Source organism: Arenimonas sp. (assembly GCF_044348765.1).
In the GTDB taxonomy this organism is placed as follows: domain Bacteria; phylum Pseudomonadota; class Gammaproteobacteria; order Xanthomonadales; family Xanthomonadaceae; genus Arenimonas.
Genome location: NZ_JBIKSE010000001.1, coordinates 68,415 through 87,095, shown reverse-complemented (window position 1 = coordinate 87,095; position 18,681 = coordinate 68,415). Strand labels below are relative to the sequence as shown.

Annotated in this window: 14 protein-coding genes; 8 read left to right on the top strand and 6 right to left on the bottom strand. The window is 57.6% G+C overall.

The genetic code is table 11. From position 1 onward, the window contains the following. The 5 genes from ACIQ0Q_RS00410 to ACIQ0Q_RS00390 all read right to left on the bottom strand — a co-directional run bounded on the left by ACIQ0Q_RS00410 (position 1) and on the right by ACIQ0Q_RS00390 (position 6,871). On the bottom strand, positions 1-1,230 hold the full coding sequence (locus ACIQ0Q_RS00410; RefSeq protein ID WP_395770983.1) for a type II secretion system F family protein: 1,230 nt from the start codon (positions 1,228-1,230) through the stop codon (positions 1-3). Positions 1,231-1,266: 36 nt separating this feature from the next. Then, entirely contained in the window at positions 1,267-2,988 is a 1,722-nt protein-coding gene (gene pilB, locus ACIQ0Q_RS00405) for a type IV-A pilus assembly ATPase PilB (protein WP_395770982.1), read from the bottom strand. A 305-nt stretch (positions 2,989-3,293) separates the two neighbouring features. Then, entirely contained in the window at positions 3,294-3,713 is a 420-nt protein-coding gene (locus ACIQ0Q_RS00400; RefSeq protein ID WP_395770981.1) for a pilin, read from the bottom strand. A gap of 235 nt (positions 3,714-3,948) precedes the next feature. After that, positions 3,949-5,232, bottom strand: a complete 1,284-nt coding sequence (locus tag ACIQ0Q_RS00395; protein ID WP_395770980.1) for a sigma-54-dependent transcriptional regulator — start codon at positions 5,230-5,232, stop codon at positions 3,949-3,951. A gap of 43 nt (positions 5,233-5,275) precedes the next feature. Further along, positions 5,276-6,871 carry a sensor histidine kinase gene (locus ACIQ0Q_RS00390; RefSeq protein WP_395770979.1) on the bottom strand — a complete coding sequence of 532 codons (1,596 nt, stop codon included), beginning with the start codon at positions 6,869-6,871 and terminating at the stop codon, positions 5,276-5,278. Positions 6,872-7,002: 131 nt separating this feature from the next. Between ACIQ0Q_RS00390 and sucC the strand changes: the two genes are divergently transcribed. From sucC to ACIQ0Q_RS00375, 3 genes are all read left to right on the top strand, one after another. After that, positions 7,003-8,166 (top strand): ADP-forming succinate--CoA ligase subunit beta, encoded by a 1,164-nt coding sequence (gene sucC / locus ACIQ0Q_RS00385; RefSeq protein WP_395770978.1) that lies wholly within the window; start codon positions 7,003-7,005, stop codon positions 8,164-8,166. Between the two features lie 51 nt (positions 8,167-8,217). Then, entirely contained in the window at positions 8,218-9,096 is an 879-nt protein-coding gene (gene sucD, locus ACIQ0Q_RS00380; RefSeq protein WP_395770977.1) for a succinate--CoA ligase subunit alpha, read from the top strand. A 76-nt stretch (positions 9,097-9,172) separates the two neighbouring features. Next, entirely contained in the window at positions 9,173-10,822 is a 1,650-nt protein-coding gene (locus ACIQ0Q_RS00375; RefSeq protein WP_395770976.1) for an NAD+ synthase, read from the top strand. On the opposite strand, the gene ACIQ0Q_RS00370 is transcribed toward ACIQ0Q_RS00375, so the two are convergent. Continuing rightward, positions 10,823-11,677, bottom strand: a complete 855-nt coding sequence (locus ACIQ0Q_RS00370; protein WP_395770975.1) for an outer membrane protein assembly factor BamD — start codon at positions 11,675-11,677, stop codon at positions 10,823-10,825. 104 nt (positions 11,678-11,781) lie between these two features. Between ACIQ0Q_RS00370 and rluD the strand changes: the two genes are divergently transcribed. The 5 genes from rluD (at position 11,782) to ACIQ0Q_RS00345 (ending at position 18,673) form a co-directional block, all read left to right on the top strand. Continuing rightward, a complete protein-coding gene (gene rluD, locus ACIQ0Q_RS00365; RefSeq protein WP_395770974.1) occupies positions 11,782-12,783 on the top strand; it encodes a 23S rRNA pseudouridine(1911/1915/1917) synthase RluD in 1,002 nt (333 codons plus the stop codon). Then, positions 12,780-13,514, top strand: coding sequence for a peptidoglycan editing factor PgeF (gene pgeF / locus ACIQ0Q_RS00360; protein ID WP_395770973.1), 735 nt, complete (start codon positions 12,780-12,782; stop codon positions 13,512-13,514). The genes rluD and pgeF overlap by 4 nt, the downstream gene beginning before the upstream one ends. 67 nt (positions 13,515-13,581) lie before the next feature. Continuing rightward, on the top strand, positions 13,582-14,532 hold the full coding sequence (locus ACIQ0Q_RS00355; protein ID WP_395770972.1) for a tetratricopeptide repeat protein: 951 nt from the start codon (positions 13,582-13,584) through the stop codon (positions 14,530-14,532). A gap of 97 nt (positions 14,533-14,629) precedes the next feature. Then, on the top strand, positions 14,630-17,218 hold the full coding sequence (gene clpB, locus ACIQ0Q_RS00350; protein ID WP_395770971.1) for an ATP-dependent chaperone ClpB: 2,589 nt from the start codon (positions 14,630-14,632) through the stop codon (positions 17,216-17,218). A gap of 123 nt (positions 17,219-17,341) precedes the next feature. Further along, the gene (locus tag ACIQ0Q_RS00345; RefSeq protein WP_395770970.1) at positions 17,342-18,673 is read left to right on the top strand and encodes a dicarboxylate/amino acid:cation symporter; all 1,332 of its coding nucleotides are present in this window, start codon (positions 17,342-17,344) and stop codon (positions 18,671-18,673) included. The last annotated feature ends 8 nt before the right edge of the window (positions 18,674-18,681 follow it).

Genomic DNA, 18,681 nt, shown 5'->3' with positions numbered 1-18,681 from the left:
TCAAATGGCCGCCGCCAGCTTAAACACCGGCAGGTACATGCCGATCACCATGGAGCCAACCACGACACCGATGACAATCATCACCATCGGCTCAATCAGGCTAGACAGTGCATCCACGGCGTTATTCACTTCCTGTTCGTAGAACTCGGCGACTTTATAAAGCATGGTGTCGAGTGCGCCAGCTTCTTCGCCGATGGCGGTCATCTGCATGACCATGTGCGGGAATATGCCGACCTGTCTCATGGCGACGTTCAGCGGATAGCCGCTAGCAACGTCGTTTTTGATACGCATGACTGCGTTCTCATAGACGATATTGCCGGTGGCGCCGGCAACGGTGGCCAGCGCATCAACCAGCGGCACACCGGCTTTGAAGGTCACTGCCAGCGTACGCGAGAAGCGTGCGATGGCCGAGTTGTGCATGATTTGGCCGATGACGGGTATTTTGAGCAGGAGGCGGTCGACGAATTCAGCGAAGGCACGCGAGCGTTTCAAGCCACTGATGGTTAGGAACACGCCGCCGATGATGATGCCCAGAATGAGCCACCAGTAGGCAATAAGGAAGTCGGAGACTTTAATGATCAGTTGGGTGAACGCCGGGAGATCGGCGCCAAAACTCTTGAACAGGTTCTGGAATGTCGGAACCACAAAGATGAGAAGGATTGCCGATACCAAGATCGCGACCACGATGACCACGGCCGGATAGAACAGGGCCTTCTTGATTTTGCCCTTCAAGGTTTCAATGTTTTCCTTATAACTGGCGATGGTTTGCAGCACGGTATCGAGGACGCCGGCGTTTTCGCCAGCATAGACCAAGTTCTGATATAGCTTGTCGAAATACAGAGGATGTTTGGACAGTGCTTCCGAGAGTGCGGTGCCGCTGGCGATATCGCTCCCGATGTTTTGCAGTAGATTCTGCATGCGAATGTTTTTTTGTCCGCCGGAAACGATACTGAAAGCCTGCACCATTGGAATGCCGGATTGCATCATGGTGGCGAGCTGACGCGAGAATACTGCGATATCCTGCGGACTGATGGTTTTACCGGCCGCACCGAACAGCGGTTTAGCCTTGATCTTGACCTCCAGATTGGCGATGCCACGTTTGCGCAGATCAATTCTCAGTGCGGTTTCAGACTTCGCCGATTCCTCGCCTTTCATCTTGACGCCACGTTTGTCGGTGCCCGACCAAGTGAACTGCTTCAAGATGACATCGTTGCCGACGCGTTTTTTCATGCTTTTTGCAGCAGCGGAACGGGTAGCAACCATAGTTTAGTCCTTGCTCACTCGGTTGATTTCAGCCAAGCTGGTAATGCCTGCCTTGACTTTGATAAGTGCAGAACGGCGTAGATCGCGCACACCGGATTCCTGCGCGGCCCGCGCGATTTCAAGCGCATTGCCGCCGGCCAGAATGATTTCCTGGATTTTTTCTGTCATCGGCATGACTTGATAGATACCGGTACGTCCTTTGTAGCCTTCGGTGCATTCATCGCAGCCAACCGGTTCATATAAAGTGATGCCTTCGTTAATTTCTTCCTGGGTGAAGCCTTCCTTGAGCAGTGCTTTAGATGGCAGCGGTATTGTCATCGGACGTTTGCAGTCGTGCAGGCGGCGGGCCAGACGTTGGGCGATGACCAGGGTGACCGAAGAGGTAATATTGTAAGGTGCAATGCCCATGTTCATCAGACGGGTGATGGTTTGCGGAGCATCGTTGGTGTGCAGGGTTGACAGTACCAGGTGGCCGGTCTGCGCGGCCTTGATGGCGATTTCCGCGGTTTCCAGATCACGGATCTCGCCGACCATGATGATGTTCGGATCCTGGCGCAGGAACGAGCGCAATGCCGCCGCAAAGGTCATGCCCTTCTTGTTGCTGACCTGCACCTGGTTGATACCCGGAACGCGGATTTCCACCGGGTCTTCGGCGGTCGAGATGTTGACCTCGGGCGTATTCAGGATGTTCAGTCCGGTATACAACGATACCGTTTTACCCGAACCGGTCGGGCCGGTGACCAGAATCATGCCATAAGGTTTGGCCAGCGCCTCCTGATAAATCTGCATCTGGTCGGGCTCATAACCGAGCTTCTCGATCCCCAGCTTGGCAGCGGAGTTTTCCAGCAGACGTAGCACGATCTTCTCGCCGAACAGGGTCGGCAGGGTGCTAACGCGGAAATCCATCTGCTTGGTTTTGCTGAGATTGAGCTTGATGCGGCCGTCCTGAGGCACACGTCGTTCGGCGATGTCCAGCGCTGCCATCACTTTCAAGCGCGCGGCAATGCGCGGATGCAGACTGATCGGAGCCTTGGCAACGACGCGCAGAATGCCGTCGGTCCGGAAGCGGATCCGTGACTCGGTTTCATAGGGTTCGAAGTGGATGTCGGAAGCACCACGCCGAATGGCATCAGTCAGCTGCTTATTGACGAATTTGACCACCGGAGTATCGTCGGCCCGGTTGTCGGCCGTGTCATCGATAAGCTCTGTATCACCGCCGACGGTCTCCAGATTGATGAGATCATCATCACCACTGTCATCGAGGGTGTCGGCCCGATTGCTATATGCCAGCTCAATCGCCTTGCGCAGGGCATCTTTTGTCACGATCACTGGCTCGACGATGGAATTGCTGACGAACTTTACCGCTTCCAAGGCTTCAGTATTGGCCGGGTCGGCAATAGCCACGAACAGCTTGCCGCTATGCCGCTGCAGGGGTAGGACTTGTTGTTTATTCGCCAGTTCTTCGGGAATCAGGGTGGCCAGCGATTGGTTTAGATCCATTGCCGATAGGTCAAACAGGGGTAGACCGAACTCGAGTGAAAGTGCTCTGGCCAGCTCGGCGCCACTAACCAGGTTGTTTTCAGCCAGGTATTTATGAATCGGGCGTTTGTCTTGGGCGGCCTCGGTCTGTGCCGCGCGGGCATCGGCTTCGCTCAGGACGCCGTCCTGCACCAGGCGCCGGGTGATTCCGATAATTCCCACCAAATTCGCTGCAGATGCATTCATATTTGATATCTGGCTTTCAGATGACCCATCTGAAGCTTACCGCAAAAAACCCTTTGACAAAAGGGATTTAGCTCATATTTTAAGGGAAAATTAAAAGCAGGCCTGATCATAGCTCAGGGCTTGAGGTCGTTTAAAGAGAGCAATGCAGACCTTTAAAATCGAAGCATATTCATCGAGTTTCTTTGAATATTGGACGAATTTTATCTTTAAGTGTTTAAGCCTCCGAACACTCAACATAAAATAAGATTATTTTTTCAGTTAAAAAAACCCCGCCTTAGCGGGGTTTTAAAGCAGCTATCTGACGATTAACGGCAGTTAGAAGGAAGGTATTTGTCTTCGATGTTACCAGTATTGCAGGTCCAGCTAACCGACCCGGCATTCACAGTCGGTTTCAAAATAAGAGTGGTATTACCAGATGGCAGGCCGGTATAGGTAATGGTAATCGCACCAGCTGTGCCAACGAGAACGCCGCTGACGTTGTTTCCCTTGATGGTATCCGATGCCGGCAAGCCAGCAGCAGTGTTAGTTTCCGGATATGCGTTATTTGACATATAGGTTTCTGCAACGGCGGTTTTAGCGGCGCCGGCAAGGCTAATGCCTTCAGAGACTTTTGCACGAACGGTGTAGTCCTGATAAGCCGGAATGGCGATGGCCATCAGGATGCCGAGGATCGCGATGACGATCATCAGTTCAATTAAGGTGAAGCCTTTTTGCATGGATTTCATAATGTATCCCCTTGGGAATAATGTTTGCGCTGGTAGGTGGTTACAAACTGCGGCAGCCTAGAATTGCAACTACCGTGGACTTGCCTGATTACGATGCGCTTAAGTTAGCAGCTTCGCAAGCGTTTTCTTCGAAACCGTCAGCGCCCGCTAAAAATCTTTAGAAATAGGCACTTAATTCGAATATCAGCGGGTCGTTTTGGCCGATATTTGGCTAAAAGTGACGCTGAGCGTCACATTATTCCATCCCCAGCTTTTCCATTTTGTAGCGTAATGCGCGAAACGTGATGCCGAGTTGTGCGGCTGCTTTGGTCTTATTGAATCGACAGGCTTCCAAGGCCGCTTGGATTTGGGCGCGTTCGAGTTGTTCGAGCGCTTCCGGCAACGCTTTGGGAATGCCGGCGTCAGCGTCGTAGTATTCCGGACGATTAAATTGCAGATGCTCCGCTTCAATGACCGGCCCGGTGGCGAGCACAGTGGCGCGCTCGAGGATGTTTTCCAGCTCACGGACATTGCCCGGGAAGGCGTGTTGCAACAGCAAGGCTTCAGCCGCTGCACTGAGTCGCATCTGCTCCTGTGAACCACTGTGCTCGGTGAGCTCGGCTAAAAACGCACGTGCCAGGGGCAGGATGTCTTGGCGGCGTTCGCGCATGGGCGGTACGTGCAGCTCGATGACATTGATTCGGTACAGCAGCTCATGGCGGAAACGCTTGCCGGCGGCTTCCTGTACTAGATTCTTGCGGGTAGCCGAGATGATGCGGATATCAATGGCTGTATCGGCAAGGCTTCCGATGGCGCGTATGCCGCGATCTTGGATGGCCTTATGCAGCCTGATCTGAAATGACAGGGGCAAGGCATCCACATGGTCGATAAAAAGGGTGCCGCCTTGGGCCATCATAAAGGCACCGGACTTGCCAAAAAAAACCGTATCAAGTTGATCGGCTTCAATGGCATCGCATTGCACTTCCAGGAACGGTGCACGATTACGTGGACTTTGCTGATGGATTTTTTTGGCTACCACCTGTTTGCCGACACCGGCTTCGCCGACGATCAGGACGGGAGCCAAACTGCGAGCGAGTCGCTCGATTTGTTCGCGGAGATGTTTGATGATGCTGGATTCACCGACCAACTCCGAGGCCGCGGGACGGGATTGTTCGCGCAGGGCCAGCGCCTGGTCCACCAGCTTGCGCAGAGTGCCAAGATCGACCGGCTTACTGACGAAATCATAGGCGCCGGCTTTCAGGGCATTGACCGCCGACTGCACATCCCCGAAGGCGGTAAGCATCGCAATCGGCATGTTGGGAAAATGTTCATTGACATAGCGAATCAGATCGATACCGCTGCCATCATCCAGACGCATGTCGGTCAGGCAAAGATCATAGTGACTCTCATCCAAAAGCAGTTTGGCCTGCTGAACGCTTTCGGCTGAAACTACCTGCAGCCCCATCCGCGACAAAGCCATGCCCAGGAGATCACGAATATCGCGTTCGTCATCAACAACTAAGGCAGTAGGATTTTGCATGCTCAAATTATAATGGAGTCTCGCTTCCGATGCATGCTCTTACTCATCGGTGATCGTCCAGCAGTGTTTGACCATCGCAAAGATGCAGACTGAAACGGCTTCCTCCGCCAGGAATCGTTTCATAGCATAACTGTGCTTGATTAGCATCTGCGAGCTGCTTGGCGATATACAGACCCAGGCCGGCGCCATGGTGACTGGTGGTGTAAAACGGCATAAATAATTGCTCGCGCTCTTTTAGCGCAATGCCCGGACCCCGGTCACTAATATCGATGACCGGGGTCCGGCCATCCATGCGCACACTAATGCGGATCTCGGTCGCAATATGCGGGACATGTCCGTATTCAAGTGCATTGGTCAGCAACACGGTCATGATTTGATGCAGATGCAATTGATCAAAAAGGGCATGTACCGGTTCTGGTATCGACTGCAGATGTATCAATGCGCGGTCATCTGGATGCGTGCTCAGGTGTTCGGCCACCAGATTGGCCAGGAAGCCATTGATTTCGAGAATCTGCGGATTGGCGGTCTGGCGCCGGGCCAGTCCAAGAATATTTTCGATGATGCCGTTCAGGCGTTTACTCTGGTTGCCGATGATCTCCAGCATCCGGCGGTCACTTTCGTTGGTCGTTTCCGATTCTGCCAACAATTGCTGGGCATAGCTGATAGCGGCCAGAGGGTTACGGATTTCGTGTGCGATACTGGCCGAGAGCCGACCGAGATTGGCGAGCTGAAGTTCATCGGCACGTCCGGAAAAGATTCGGCTATCCTCGAGAAACACCAGATAGTTCAGCTCATTGAGTGCGATGGAGACGAAACGCGGGATGACCGTCGGTCCACCTTCGTAAAGACTGAGTGCTTCAGGTCGCTGTTCCGGGTGTTTGCACCAAAGCTCAAGCCGATTGTCGAGCTCCTCGGAAAACTCCCAGAGCCTCTGGCCGTGCTGCACAGATTGTCGGCTCAATTGTCCGGCCGCTTCATTACTGAGCAGAACCCGGTGGTGGCGATCGAGCAGAATGACGCCGGAGCGCATGCATTTGATGATCTGTTCGTTCATCTGCGCCATTTCCGCAAGCTGCAGGCCGCGCGTTTCGGCCAATGCCTGGCTCAGTTTGGCCTGATTGGCCAGCAACTGGCAGAACAGCACGGTTGCGGCATAACTGGCAGCGAGCATCAGGGTCTGCACCACATCGGCATTGGCTTCACTCCGTAGGCGCACCATCAGGTAGTGCGCGAACAGAAGGGCGATGGCCATGACGGTCAGTGCACTGCTCCGGCGTTGGCTCAGTAGCAAACCGGCGGCGGCCATGTTGACCAACATCATCAGGGCCACCCGCTGGAATTCGGATTGCAGCAACCAGGCCAGGACTGCGAAAACCGCCATGTCTACGCTCAGGCCCGCGATCAGTTGACCGGGCTCTGTTCCTAGACGGTCCCAGACCAACAGCAGGGCGGCGCTGACCAGATAGGCGCCGCTCAGGACCTGGAGGGTTTCTAGATTGACCGGATTTGGCGTCGGTGCGTACGGGCTGAATACCCAAAGCGCAAGCAGGGCGGCCTCCAGGCAGCGGAACAGCGCAAAATAGTAAAGCTCGCGCTGGCGCAATAGGCCATCGGTTGCCCGGGCAAAGGCTGGAGCCATTGATTTCACTTGCTTTCGTGGATTGGCTGAGCATCAGTATAAGCATGAGCCCCGCTATTTTTGCCATTGGCGCCGGAAAAAGCGACAATAGTGCCCCATTACGGGACTTTCCCGTTCAACCCAGGTGTCGAATGAATTTTCACGAATATCAAGCGAAACAATTGTTTGCCGATTACGGTATCGCTGTTCCCAAGGGCATTGTGGCCCGGACGCCGGATGAGGCGGTGGCTGCCGCCAGGCTGATTCCCGGTGATATGTGGGTGGTCAAGGCCCAGATCCATGCCGGTGGCCGTGGCAAGGCCGGCGGCGTCAAGCTAGCGCGCTCCTTCGATGAGGTCAAACAGTATGCCAAAGCCATGCTCGGCACCAGCATGGCGACCTACCAGACCGCCGGTGTGGAATTGCCGATTGACTCCGTGCTGATTTGCGAAGGTACCGATATCGCCAATGAAATGTACCTGTCGGTGCTGGTCGACCGTGCCAGCAAGAGCATCACCTTCATCGCTTGCGCCGAAGGCGGCATGGATATCGAACAGGTCGCCAAGACCAACCCGGACGCCATCAAAGCCGTGCATGTCGATTTCGTGCAGGGCCTGCAGGCCTATCAGTGCCGCAAACTCGGATTTGAACTGGGGTTGAATGCCAAGCAGGTTGCTCAGCTTAGCAAGATCATGCTCGGCCTGTACAAACTGTTCAATGAAAAAGATCTGGCGTTGGTCGAACTTAATCCGTTGGCCATCCTCAGCTCGGGCGATCTCGCTGTGCTCGACGGCAAAATCAACTCCGATGACAATGCCACCTTCCGGCATACGGAACTGGCCGCCATGCGCGACATCCGCCAGGAAGACAGCACCGAAGTGCTGGCTAGCCAGCACGATCTGAACTATGTGACCATGGACGGCGACATCGGCTGCATGGTCAATGGTGCCGGTTTGGCCATGGCGACCATGGACGTGATTTCGCTCAGCGGCGGTTCGCCCGCCAACTTCCTTGATGTTGGTGGCGGCGCCACCAAAGAACGCGTCACTGAAGCCTTCAAGCTGATCCTGAGCTCGGATAAAGTCAAGGCGATTTTCGTCAACATCTTCGGCGGCATCGTCCGCTGCGACATGATCGCTGAAGGCATCATCGCCGCGGTCAAGGAAGTTGATGTAAAAGTGCCGGTGGTGGTGCGCCTGGAAGGCACCAACGTCGAAAAGGGCAAGGAGCTGCTGAAAAACAGCGGTCTGGCCATCACTGCCGCCGATGACATCAACGACGGCGCCCAGAAAGTTGTGGCCGCTGCACGCGCCTGACCCTCACCCCGACCCTCTCCCGGACCGAGAGGGTGAAAAGGAAAAAATGATATGAGCGTTCTCGTTAACAAAACCACCAAAGTCATCGTGCAGGGCTTCACCGGCACGCAAGGTACTTTCCACGCCCAGCAGATGCTGGATTACGGCACCCAGGTCGTGGGTGGCGTCACTCCTGGCAAGGGTGGCAGCCAGCACATCGGTCTGCCGGTGTTCAATACCGTGAGTGAAGCCGTCAATGCGACCGGCGCCGATGCTTCCGTCATCTATGTGCCGCCACCGTTTGCGGCTGACGCCATTTTGGAAGCAGCCGATGCTGGCATTCGAGTCATCGTTTGCATCACTGAAGGCATTCCGGTACTCGATATGCTGCGCGTCAAGAACAGCCTGAAGGCCTTTCCGGAAACCGTGCTGATTGGGCCGAACTGCCCCGGCATCATTACCCCGGGCGAATGCAAAATCGGCATCATGCCGGGCCATATCCATTTGCCAGGAAAAATCGGCATCGTCTCGCGCTCCGGCACGTTAACCTATGAAGCGGTCAAGCAGACCACCGACGCTGGCCTCGGCCAGTCGACCTGCATCGGTATCGGCGGTGATCCGATGCAGGGCATGAACTTCATCGATTGTCTGAAGCTGTTCCAGGCCGATCCGCAGACCCTCGGTATCATCATGGTCGGCGAAATCGGCGGCAGTGCCGAGGAAGAGGCGGCCGAGTTCATCGCCAAACATGTCACCAAACCGGTCGTCGGCTTCATCGCCGGTGCCAGCGCACCAGAAGGCAAGCGCATGGGCCATGCCGGCGCCATCGCTTCGGGCGGCCAAGGTACCGCCGCCGGCAAATTCGCTGCGCTGGAAAAGGCCGGTGTGACCACCGTGAAGTCGCCGGGCGATCTCGGCAAGGCCATCGCCGCACGCATGGCGGCTCTGTAAAACGTCACTTGCAACGTAATCAAAAGGGCGAGCCGCGTGTTCGCCCTTTTTTTCGCCTCTCCATTACAATACCCGCATGAATGACACCCTCCGACTGGCGCTGGCGCAACACGATTTCCCGGTCGGGGCGTTGACGCGCAATGCCGGCAAGATTCTGCAGCTGGTCGAACAGGCCAAGGCAGCAGGCGCCGATGTGCTGCTGTTTCCGGAACTGGCCCTGAGCGGCTATCCGCCGGAAGATCTGCTGCTGCGTCCGGGATTCCTCGCCGACTGCGAGCGCACCCTTGCCGAAATCGCCGTCAAGATTCAGGGCATTACCGTGGTGTTGCCGTCGCCGCGTGCAGTCGGTGCGGTGGTGTTCAATGCCGCCAATATCATTCAGGACGGCATCGTCGTCGCGGTCTACCACAAGCAGGAACTGCCGAATTATGCGGTGTTCGACGAGCGCCGCTATTTCGCCGCCGATGCCGATCCCTGCACGTTCACGGTCAAGGGCGTCACTTTGGGTGTCATCATCTGCGAAGACGTCTGGTTCGCCGAACCGATTGCCCAGTGCGTGGCTGCCGGTGCGCAACTGGTGCTGGTACCCAATGCCTCGCCGTTCGAGCATGGCAAAACCGCGCAGCGTGACCGTCTGTTGACTGAGCGCGTGCGCGAAACCTGCACTGCCATCGCTTATCTCAATACCGTTGGCGGTCAGGATGAAGTGGTGTTCGACGGATCCAGCGTACTGGCCGATGCTGATGGTGCTATCCATGTCAATGCCGAATGTTTTGCTGAACATTTGTTACTTGCCGATTTTGATCCGGCCTCTGGAAAGTTCCGGAAAGTCGAATGGTCGGACGAGCGCGACGAGAGTTTCGAATCGTTGGCATACCGCGCCATGGTGCGTGGCATCCGCGATTACTTCGGCAAGAATGGATTCAGCAAGGCGCTGCTCGGACTGTCCGGCGGTGTTGATTCGTCCCTGGTGCTGGCCTTGGCAGTGGATGCCCTCGGTGCCGATAATGTGACTGCCGTGCGTATGCCCTCGCGCTATACCGCCAATCTCAGCAACCATCTGGCCGAAGCCCAGGCCGGCAAACTCGCTGTCGCGCTGGACACCATCGCTATCGAAGCGCCATTCAAGGGCTTTCTCGAGGCCTTGGCGCCGTCGTTCGTAGGCTTGCCTGCGGATGTGACCGAAGAGAATCTGCAGTCGCGCTGTCGTGGCAGCTTGATGATGGCCCTGGCCAACAAGAAGGGCGGTCTGCTGCTGAGCACCGGCAATAAGAGTGAATATGCGGTCGGCTACGCCACCATATATGGCGACATGTGCGGTGCTTATGCGCCGATCAAGGACCTTTATAAAACCGAGGTATACGCTGTGTGTGCCTGGCGCAACCGGCAGGGCGATGGCGAGGTGATTCCGCAGGCGGTCATCGACCGAGCGCCATCGGCGGAGTTGCGCGAAAACCAGACCGATCAGGACTCACTGCCGCCATATGCCTTGCTGGATGCCATCTTGAAAGCCAGCATCGACCATGAGCGCAGCCCGGAAGAAATCATCGCCGAACTGACACCGCACTGGCCGAACCATGATGTTGCACATGAAACCATACGCATGCTGCGTCTGGTTCGGATTTCGGAATGGAAGCGCCGGCAGGCCGCGCCGGGGCCGAAACTGTCGCGACGCGCCTTCGGCCGCGAACGTCGCTACCCGATCAGTTCGGGCTACGGCGCCTGATCAGTTTTCGATTTCACCCGCAAACGGATTGAGGTGGTTCCAGCGGGAACGCCGGCTCGGCCAGTTACCCGTCAAATAGGGGTGTTCCGGATAATTGCTTTGCAGTACCTGTCGGGCATCCTGGGACAGGCCATCCTGGCCGAGTTTCTTGTATGAGGCGGCCAGCAGGGCGACCGCATCGTCATCGAAATCGGATTGCGGATAGGTTTCCAGCACGTATTTGGCACGACCCACTGCTGAAACATAGGCGTCGCGCTCATAGTAGTACATACCGACGGTAAGGTCATGTTGGGCCAGACGGTTGCGCAGATAAATCATGCGCTGACGTGATTCCTCGGCATATTTGCTGGTCGGAAAGCGACGTACTACATCATTGAAGTCGTTGAAGCTCTGCTGGGCTGCGCCCAGATCACGCGCCGAGCTGTCGAGTCGGGCGATTTTAGCCAGCCAGCGGTTTTCGCGATCGAAGTTGATCAGTGCTTTCAGATAGTAGGCGTAATCGATGTCCGGATTGGTCGGATAGGTCTTGATGAAGCGGCTAATGGTGGAGGTGGCCTCTTCGGGCTTGGCCAGTTTGTATTGGGTATAGGCCAGATTGATCTGCGCTTTTTCCGAGAGCTCACCGTAAGGAAAGCGTGCTACCAAGCGGACAAAAGTGCGCTCAGCGGTATCGTAATTCTGGTCTTCAAGTTGTTTGATGCCCAGCGCGTACAGCGGCTCGAGCTCCAGGGTTTCGGTTTCCGGCTGTTTTTTAGTTCCATCCATGCCGAAAAATTCCTTCGTCGTCTGGCAGGCGCTCAGTGAAGCCAACAAAAACAGGATGGCGAGCAGACGGGAAGGGGTGGAAAGCATCATAAATTTCATAGTTAAGCGCCAAATCGGCAATTAGTGGATAATACCCTAAGCTCGCATCGAGCTCCACGATTATTTCCCGCGCGAAGCGCTAAGCCATTGATTACATGAACCAGACCGCGCTAGCTGCCATTGAAGATAACGAACCCGAATGCATTGAAGCCACAGTACCTGAGCATGTGGCGGGTCGACGTTTCGACCAAGCCCTGGCCGAAATGTTCCCCGAGTTCTCGCGCTCGCGTCTGACCGAATGGATCAAGTCCGGCGATGCCTTGCTCGATGGCGAAATCGTCAAGCCGAAAGTGGCGGTCAACGGCGGCGAAACCGTCACGCTGGCCGCCCGCCAGCAGGTGGAAACCGATGCCGTTGCCGAGAATATTCCGCTGGAGGTGCTTTACGCCGATGCTGATGTGCTGGTGGTCAATAAGCCCGCCGGGCTAGTGGTGCATCCGGGCGCCGGTAACCCGCGTGGCACCATGGTCAATGCCCTGCTGCATTACGATCCCGAACTGGCGCAGCTGCCGCGTGCCGGCATCGTGCATCGCCTGGATAAAGACACCTCTGGCCTGATGGTGGTGGCACGTTCACTTCGAGCGCATGCCGGTCTGATCGAACAATTGTCATCGCGCGCCGTGCACCGACAGTATGTAGCGGTGGTGCAGGGCCCGATGGTCGCCGGCAATACCGTGGATGCCCCAATCGACCGTCACCCGCATGACCGCATCCGCATGGCAGTGTCCAAGCCGGACACCGGTCGCGAGGCCATCACCCATTACCGTGTCCGTGAAAAATTCCGCAGCCATACTGTGGTCGAGTGCCGTCTGGAAACCGGGCGCACCCATCAAATCCGTGTGCACATGGCTTATGTCAAACATCCGCTAATCGGTGATCCCCTGTACGGCGGCTCGTTCAAGCTGCCGAAGGCCGCCACCGAGGCCCTGGTTGAGGCGCTCCGCGGTTTCCGCCGGCAGGCCCTGCATGCCGAAAAATTGTCCTTCACCCATCCGGTCAACGGCGACACTTTGAGTTTCGAATCGCCCTTGCCGGCCGACATGGTCGCCCTGATCGACACGCTGCGCGACGACACCCGCCAATTCAACGCGGCATGAGCGACATCCTCCGGCCCGACTGGCCGGCGCCGGCCAATATCCATGCCTTCACCACCACGCGTCTGGGCCCGGGTGTTTCCGAGTCGCCCTTTAATCGCTTCAATCTGGGGGCCCGTTGCGGCGATAAGCCGGCGGACGTGAATGCCAACCGCGAGGCGCTGTGCCGCAAATACGCACTGCCGGGCGAACCGCTCTGGCTGCATCAGGTGCATGGCATCCAGGTCGTCAGCGATGACGGCACCCGCGGCAGCGATCCGTTGGCCGATGCCGCGGTCACCGTGCTTCCCGAAAGCGTGCTGGCAGTATTGACCGCCGATTGCCTGCCGGTGCTGTTCACTAATACGGCCGGTAGTGAAGTTGCCGCCGCTCATGCCGGTTGGCGCGGGCTGGCCTCGGGCATGCTGGAAGCCACGGTCACGGCCATGCAATCATCGCCGACCGAACTGATGGCCTGGCTGGGTCCAGCTGCCGGTCCGGAACGCTACGAGGTCGGCGAAGAAGTCCGTCAGGCGTTTCTGGACATCGATGCCGCTGCGGCATCGGCATTTACACCGACCCGGCCGGGACATTACCGTATCGACATGCCGGCCATTGCGCGCCAGCGTCTGGCCGCCTGTGGGGTGTCACGGGTCTACGGCGGAGAACATTGCACGCTGGCCGACATCCGTTTTTATTCGCACCGGCGCGAGCAGCGCACCGGACGCATGGCCAGCCTGATCTGGATGGCATGACTTCCGGCAGTGAATGAGCGTGACTTCGGCTGATACACTGCCTGCAACACCTCCCGGGATGTCCTTCATGAAACTTTGCTTATTTGTTTTTGCCCTGATGGTCAGCGCCACGGTACAGGCCGCGACGCCGCAGGAAATCAGCGCGCAATTGCAGGCCGGCGACAAACGTGGCTTGGCCAATGCCGAAGCCTATGCCAAGGCCAATCCGAAAAATGCCGAGGCCTGGAGCTTGCTGACCCGGGCACGGGTGCTGCAAGGAAAAGCTGAGGCGGCGGTGACCGCTGGACAGAAAGCGGTGGCACTGGCCCCCAACAGCGCGCAGGCCCAGTTCTGGCTCGGCAATGCCTACGGCAGCCGCATCGGCGAGGTTGGCATGATGTCGAAGATGAGTATGGCACCGAAACTGCGCGATGCTTTCGAGAAAACCGTGGCCTTGGATCCCAATAATCTCGATGCCCGCACTGCGCTGCTGCAGTTCTATCTGCAAGCGCCGTCGGCGATTGGCGGCGGCAAGGATAAAGCCCTGCTGCAGGCCCGGGAAATCGGCAAGCGCGATGCCGCACGCGGCCATCTGGCGCGTGCCCAGATTCAACTTGCCGACAAGGACAATGCTGGCGCACTCAAATCCTACGAAGCGGCCTATGCCGCCAAGCCGTCCGATGCGGGAATCCGCCTGGCACTCGGCATCGGTTACCAGCAGGCTGAACGCTACAACGATGCCTTCCGCCATTTCCACACGTGGACCGCACAGGATGCCACTGCCGGTGCCGCCTGGTATCAGCTTGGCCGCACCAGCGTGTTGAGCGGACAGCATCTGGAAGAGGGCATTGCCGCGTTGCAGAAATACCTCAAGCTGCCGCGGATGGCCAACGAGCCGGCCAATCAGCACGCCTATTATCGGCTTGGCCAGCTGTATGCCAAGGCCGGAAAGAAAGCCGAAGCACGCACGGCGTTTCAAAGCGCACTGAAGCTTGACCCGGCATTCAAGGAACCGAAAGCCGAATTGGCCAAGCTCTGAGCCCAATCCAAGCTGAACAATGGCCTTGAAGAGCGCCGCCGGCACCCCAATTTCATAGACAGGCGCCTTGGGGCGCAATCCATGAAAGGGGTGCCACATGCGTATCGATAAATTCACCAGCAAATTCCAGCAGGCCTTGAGCGACGCCCAGAGTCTGGCCGTCGGCCGCGACCACAGCCTGATTGAACCGGCTCATTTGCTGCTGGCCTTGATTGACCAACAAGGCGGCAACAGCCTGCCGGTGCTGCGCCAGGCCGGTGTCAATTTGCCGGTGCTGAAGCAGAAGCTCAATGAGGCCCTGGAGCAACTGCCGAAAGTGGCCGGTCAGGACGGGCAGGTCTCGGTCGGAAATGAACTGTCGCGCCTGCTCAACCAGACCGACAAGCTGGCGCAGCAGAATCAGGATCAGTTCATCGCCAGCGAGTGGTATCTGCTGGCAGCAGCCGGCGACAGCGGTCCAGCCGGGCGCGCTTTGAAAGCCGCCGGAACGGAAAAAGCCAAACTGGAGCAGGCCATTCAGGCGCTGCGCGGCGGCGAAACGGTGACCGATGCCAATGCCGAGGAAAACCGGCAGGCGCTGGAGAAATACTGCATCGACCTGACCGAGCGCGCCGAAAGCGGCAAACTCGATCCGGTCATCGGCCGCGATGAAGAAATCCGCCGCACCATTCAGGTGCTGCAGCGCCGCACCAAGAACAATCCGGTGCTGATTGGCGAGCCCGGCGTCGGCAAGACTGCCATCGTCGAAGGCTTGGCCCAGCGCATCATCAACAACGAAGTGCCCGAAGGCCTGCGTGGCCGGCGCGTGCTCGCGCTCGATATGGGCGCCTTGATTGCCGGCGCCAAGTACCGCGGCGAATTCGAAGAACGCCTGAAGGCGGTGCTGAGCGATCTATCCAAGCAGGAAGGTAATGTCATCCTGTTTATCGACGAGCTGCACACCATGGTCGGCGCTGGCAAGGGCGAGGGTGCCATGGATGCCGGCAATATGCTGAAACCGGCGCTGGCCCGTGGCGAGCTGCATTGCATCGGTGCCACCACGCTCGATGAGTACCGCCAGTACGTGGAGAAGGATGCCGCGCTTGAACGTCGCTTCCAGAAAGTATTCGTCGGCGAGCCCTCGGTGGAAGACACCATCGCCATTCTGCGCGGCTTGAAAGAACGTTATGCCGTGCATCACGGCGTGGAAATCACCGATCCGGCCATCGTGGCCGCGGCGACGCTATCGCACCGCTATATCGCCGATCGACAACTGCCGGACAAAGCCATCGACCTGATGGACGAGGCAGCATCCCGCATCCGCATGGAAATCGACTCCAAGCCCGAAGAAATGGATCGCATGGAGCGCCGTCTGATCCAGCTCAAGATGCAGCGCGAAGCCCTGAAGAAAGAGAGGGACCGCGAGTCCAAACAGCGTCTGGACGATCTCGAGCAGGAAATCGACAAACTCGAGCGCGAGTTCAGTGATCTGGAGGAAATCTGGAAAGCCGAGAAGGCCACACTGACCGGCACCACCCGCATCAAAGAGCAGCTCGAGCAGGCACGCCTTGAGTTGGATGCGGCGCAGCGCAAGCAGGACATCGGCCTGATGAGTGAGATCCAGTACGGACGCATTCCGGATCTGGAAAAGCAATTGGGTGCAGCCATGGCGGTTGAGACCCAGGGTTTCAAGCTATTGCAGGACAAAGTGACCGCCGATGAAATCGCGGAGGTGGTCTCGCGCTGGACCGGCATCCCGGTCAGCAAAATGCTGGAAGGCGAGCGCGAGAAATTGCTGCGTATGGAAGGCGAGTTGCACCGCAAGGTCATCGGTCAGCACGAGGCGGTGACTTCAGTGTCCGCCGCCATCCGCCGTTCGCGTGCCGGTCTTTCCGATCCGAACCGGCCGAACGGCTCGTTCCTGTTCCTGGGGCCAACCGGTGTCGGCAAGACCGAATTGTGTAAGGCGCTGGCCGAGTTCCTGTTCGATAGTCCCGATGCCATGGTCCGCATCGACATGAGTGAGTTCATGGAGAAACATTCAGTGTCGCGCCTAATCGGCGCGCCTCCGGGTTACGTCGGTTACGAAGAGGGCGGCTATCTCACGGAAGCCGTGCGCCGCCGTCCATATTCGGTGATCCTGCTCGACGAGGTCGAGAAAGCGCATCCGGATGTATTCAATATCCTGTTACAGGTACTCGATGATGGCCGCCTGACCGATGGTCAGGGCCGCACCGTGGATTTCCGCAACGCGGTGATTGTGATGACCTCCAACCTCGGCTCGCAGCACATCCAGGAAATCGCCGAGCGCCAGGGTCTGAGTCCGGAAGCCTACACGCAGATGAAAGCGGCGGTAATGGGTTCGGTGCAGTCGCATTTCCGCCCGGAATTCATCAACCGGCTCGACGACATCGTGGTATTCCACCCGCTGGCGGCCGAACACATCCGGGCCATTGCCGAAATCCAGACGCGTTCTTTGGCCAAACGTCTGGCCGAGCGTGGTATTAGCCTGCAACTGAGCACGGCGGCGCTGGATCTGCTCGGCGCGCAGGGCTTTGATCCGGTATACGGTGCCCGCCCGCTCAAACGCGCCATCCAGCAGTTGCTGGAGAACACGCTGGCCAACAAGATCCTGGGTGGCGAGTTCGTGTCCGGCGATACCGTCAGCGTGGACGCCGAAGGCACAGGACTGGTTTTTCGTAAGTAAACGGCAAGATCCTATGGGGCCGGCAATGGTGTCGGCCCTGTACAGTGGCTTGACCGGCACCGGCACTGACGCCACAATGCAGACTGTTTGATTGCAAGCGCCCAGGGCGCAAAAGGGTGCAGGGTGTCGTCATCAGATCTTACGGATAAAAAAGGCGCAGAACGCCTGGCGGTGTGGATCATCATCGCCATGGGGCTAGGTATCGTCTTCGGCTGGCTGGTCAATATCAAAGCCATTAGCGTCGACATGTCCTATATCACCCTGCTGGCCACGCTGTTCCTGCGCGCCATCAAGATGATCATCGCACCCTTGGTATTCTCCACGCTTGTCATCGGCATCGCGCACATGGGCAACACTGGCGGCGTCGGCCGGGTCGGCATGAAAGCGCTCGGCTGGTTCGTGGTTGCATCCGTCATTTCCCTGGGTATGGGCCTGGTGTTCGCCAATGTGCTGCAGCCCGGTGCCGGTGCCGGCCTGGCGCCGCCGACTGCCGAGATGATTGCGGCCAGTCAGGAAAAGCTGGCCAACTTCCAGAGCGGCGTACATGATTCCGGATTCGTCGCCTTCGTCACCAACCAGCTGATACCGACATCGATCATCAATGCCGCCGGCGGCAATGCCTTGGGTGAAAACAAGCTGTTGCAAATCGTGGTGTTCTCGTTGTTCTTCGGGGTCGCCCTCGGCTCGCTTGGTAAGTCCGGCCAGACCCTGCAGGACATGATCGAGCAACTGTCGCATGTAATGATCAAGATCACCGGCTACGTGATGAAGTTCGCTCCGTTCGCGGTGTTCGCGGCCATGGCCGGCGCCGTTGCCAATCAGGGGCTTGGCATCCTGTTGACCTATTTGAAGTTCATCCTGTGTTTCTATCTGGCACTGGTCACGCTATGGCTGATGCTGGTCGCGGTCGGCCACTTCTTCCTCGGACGACGCGTGTATTCGCTGCTGCACGAAATCAAGGAAGCTTTCTTTCTGTCGTTCGCGACCGCCTCTTCGGAAGCGGCCTATCCGAAAATCCTCGATGCGCTCGACCGTTTCGGGGTCAGCCGCAAGATTTCCAGCTTCGTCATGCCCCTGGGCTATTCTTTCAACCTCGACGGCTCGATGATGTACTGCGCCTTCGCGGCCATCTTCATCGCCCAGGTCTACGGCATCGAGATGACGCTCGGCACGCAGATCGCCATGTTGCTGACCCTGATGGTCACCTCCAAAGGCATGGCCGGTATTCCCTCGGCCTCGCTGGTGGTCATCGCCGGTACCCTGGCGCAGTTCGGCTTGCCGGTGGAAGGCATGGTGCTGATTTTAGGCATCGATCGCTTCCTCGACATGGGCCGTTCGGCCACCAATGCCGTCGGCAATTCCATCGCCTCGGCGGTCATTGGCAAATGGGAGGGCGAGTTGCTCAGTGAGGAAGACGCCGCCAAGCGGCGCAGCACTCTCGGGCCGGATGCCTGAAAACAAAA